Source organism: Pseudomonas sp. TAA207 (assembly GCF_001529285.1).
GTDB lineage: Bacteria > Pseudomonadota > Gammaproteobacteria > Pseudomonadales > Pseudomonadaceae > Aquipseudomonas > Aquipseudomonas weihenstephanensis.
Window position 1 is genome coordinate 1 of record NZ_LLWJ01000023.1, and the last position, 3,514, is coordinate 3,514.

A 3,514-nucleotide genomic window follows, 5' to 3' on the forward strand; every position below is an offset into this window, starting at 1 on the left:
CGGCACCCGTTTCGGGCATATCAAGGACAACCGCCTGCGGCACTGGCAGCAGTACTACTACCGCTACTCCTTCTGTTGTTCAATGGCGTCTCCAACTTCAACGTCATAGGTGATTTGCACACGCGGCGCACGAATACGGTCGAGCTTTTGCTGGGTACTTTCCATCTTTGCAATCTGGCGAACTCCTTGATCGTGTTTCATCCGTTGTTGCCCTACACACCGTAGCGGGAAAATCCCCTACGAAAATGAGATGCTGCCCAAGGCTAAAGCACACAACTTTTGTAAACCATTCGAGACTGAACTAATGCGGCCACAGCATTTCAAAGGGCCTCATCAAACGCCGCACACCGTAACTGCTGAAATCGGCACGAACAATCAGACCCATTACAGTTGCAAGTAGCCTATTTCGATTTAAATTGAAGGACCATTCCTACAAGGAATAAATTTGTAATTTTTTTCGAAAGATAACTTACAAAACATTTCGACCGACCCATTCCCGCCCTCACACGCAGCTCTACACGTCAACAGCTCTAGTTCGCGGATTAGGACGAAACTTCACAACGAACAGTACCGTTTTATAGCGCTGATTTTTTACAAATATCAGTAAAGATAGTTCGTCGCGTTACAATTCTCTGGATTGACAAGCGTTTTCCAAGAAGGTTTCCTTCGCGACTTTAAATGCGAGTGAATACCTGCATGAGCATCACGAACGCTCATGACTGAATCACTCGCGCCATGGCGCTTACAGGAACTTAAGGATGAGCAATAGACTGTATCCCTGCTCGGTGAATGACCCGCTGGGTGAGGGCACGCATAGTGGGTTACTGGGGCATGGCACACTGCCTTGGCCAAGCGTAATCGCTGAGCGCCAGTTACCTACAAGCATATCTATTAGTGGCTTTTACGCGACTGACGAACTGAGCGCGGCGCACTTCATGGTGGCAACGCTTAGCGATCCGGATAACGGACTGGACGCTCAAGAGCACGAACAGATGGCGTTGCACCTGAGTTATCTACTTTCAAAGGTAAAAGTTGCAGGATATGTCACGGTGCGTGAAGTTAAGGAGCTACATCAGAAGGCTCAGTCGATTCCGGTGATCGGCCCTTTACTTTTTTCGCTTTCCAGCATCCCCGGTGAAGCAGCAGCACTTGTAGGAATGCTGCACGCCTTTAATAAAGGCACGCGATTAGCCGAATTCCTCGATCTACCATCTGAAGTTAGAAAGAAATTAACAAACTGGGCTATCACTCGGGGAACCCCTGGCAGCATTTCAGCAAAGAGAGCCTTCAAGCAGCGAATTAAATTGGTAAGGTTGGGAGGTCAACTATACTTTGAGGTCCCTGCTAATTTACGAGCAAAACTTTATAAAATCAGTGAAAGAATGCGTGCAAATCACATTCTTCTGCCCGTTCACCAAGCAGCTCAATCACTTCGGAGAAGAGTTCCAATCACCAGCAACGCTTATAGCGCCCGGGGTGTAGGGAGAGTCGTTGCTGGGACCACCGCCGGTGCAATACTGGCAGTGGGCCCCCAAGCAATCATTGACGCTACAGAGTCTGGGGATATGGATGAGTTTCTCCATAGATCGGCGTACAGCCAGCCTACCAACTTGGCATCATTTGCTATCGGCGCGATTGTCGCTACTGCAGTCTCGTCCGCAGTAGTCGCCATAGTCGTGGCTTTAGGTGTTGGTTATATAGTCCAACTTTTTTTAAGCTACGAAGAGTGGGAGTTAAATCGAAAATTCGGAAATTTACTTACCGGAACAACACCATGATACATACGACCGAATACAGATTCTTCTCCAAAATGCACGGCGCATTTGGAGCACACTTCGTATTCGGGGGAATTCTGGCATTGTTAACTCCCTCACTTCTAACTATTCCATACTGCTTTTTGATGGCTTGGGCAGCATTCAGATATATACGCTGCACCTACTTAACTGAAAGTTTTGTCGAATATGCATCATTTTCGCTGCTCAGTACTTTGCACATAGCTTTATATACGTGCTACTTCGCAACATTAGCCATACTTCTTATGCACTATAAAATCCCCCTAGAACAATCCATGATACTTGCATGTATATCTTCCACCCCGCCTGCGGCCATGTACACCTGGGCCTACAAACGGAAGAATTACATAACACCATTCACCAAAAACAACAAGCGAGTTGAGACATCCACTCCCAAAACATCAATATCTCCATTTAAACGCAACATCTTTGTCGGAGCAACCGTCGGGGCAAGTTCATTACTCTACCCATATCTCGCCCCCTACAACGCATCACTTTTTTTCGTTTCAATTTCTTTATATATAATTTTTCTTTGGTTAATTTTTCAATGCCGAAATGCGATTTCCGGGTTAAGACAGTTAGCTCAAGAGCAGAACGAAGCTGGGATAGTTTTGACTTTTCACAACCTCGAAACCATTCAAGCCTTAAGAAAAGCCTCATGGGTAGGTCGTAGTGTGCAATGGATTTTCAAGTAAAAAGCCATGGCACCCTCCCCACATTTGAAATACCAACGTCACACAGCCCAAACACCTAGGCGAGCAAATGATTGAGACAAACACATACCGCTTTGTGGTTCGTATCTTTATTGGCCTTGGATTAAGTATATCGCTTACTGGTGTGATTATGGTGATGGCGCCTATAGCCTTAGGTGCTCCTTATCTTGTCTTTATCGCGTGGTCAATTGTGAAATTTTTTCGCTGCGCTTACGTTACTGAAAGGTACAGTGAATACGTGAGCTTTTCGCTACAAAACATGCTAACACTCATATATTCATCATCTTACGTAATGACAACCTATTCGCTGCACCTTGAGCACAACTACACATTACCAAGGGCAATGATCGAGTCACCTTTGTTACTTTTACCTTTATGCGCAATTCATGGTCACGCCTACTTTAGACGTGAATTCATAAATCCATTCTGGGTTAGAAAGATGCATGTAGAAACCATTTGCAACCCAATGCTTAGCAGTCATCAAGTGCCTTTAATAGCCCTTGGCGTGATTGCTGCAATTTTTAGAATTATCCAACCTCAAATATTGCAATACGAATACGGATTTTCCGTCACAGCAGTGCTCATGTATGCATTCCTCTTTTTATTTCTGTTAAATCTACGGCCAGCCATTTCCGGATTAAAACATTTAAAGAAACAAGAAGCCCGCGAAAAATCTGAATTCACCTTCTTCAATATTGATGAAATACGTGCCTTCCGGCAAAAATCCATAACTGCACGATGCACGGCATGGGTTAATAGCCAGCTATTGCACCTAAAGAATATAAATAGTAAATGATCATATGTGAAATTTACGCACCAACGGCAATCAACCAATTCCCACAGCAACCCATTACAACAATGGATTAAATCAAACGCCAGGAGCGCTTATAGCTATGGACTTAGCCTCATTACTCAACACTCAAAATCGTCGTTTAATCAAACTTACAACACCGACTTTGGAGTTTCAAGAGTTACTGCTGGAAAATTTCAATGGCACTGAGGGTCTCT

General features: G+C 44.8%; 2 protein-coding genes and 1 pseudogene. 2 read left to right on the top strand and 1 reads right to left on the bottom strand.

Translation table 11 applies throughout. The annotated features are described in order from the left end of the window. Nucleotides 1-69 precede the first annotated feature (69 nt). Nucleotides 70-165, bottom strand: a pseudogene (locus AP059_RS21790) (type VI secretion system contractile sheath small subunit); the annotation flags it as partial. 593 nt (nt 166-758) lie between these two features. On the opposite strand from AP059_RS21790, the gene AP059_RS00255 reads away from it, so the two are divergent. Next, a complete protein-coding gene (locus AP059_RS00255; protein WP_059761398.1) occupies nt 759-1,778 on the top strand; it encodes a hypothetical protein in 1,020 nt (339 codons plus the stop codon). Nucleotides 1,779-2,555: 777 nt separating this feature from the next. Further along, nucleotides 2,556-3,302 carry a hypothetical protein gene (locus AP059_RS00265; RefSeq protein ID WP_059761397.1) on the top strand — a complete coding sequence of 249 codons (747 nt, stop codon included), beginning with the start codon at nt 2,556-2,558 and terminating at the stop codon, nt 3,300-3,302. The last annotated feature ends 212 nt before the right edge of the window (nt 3,303-3,514 follow it).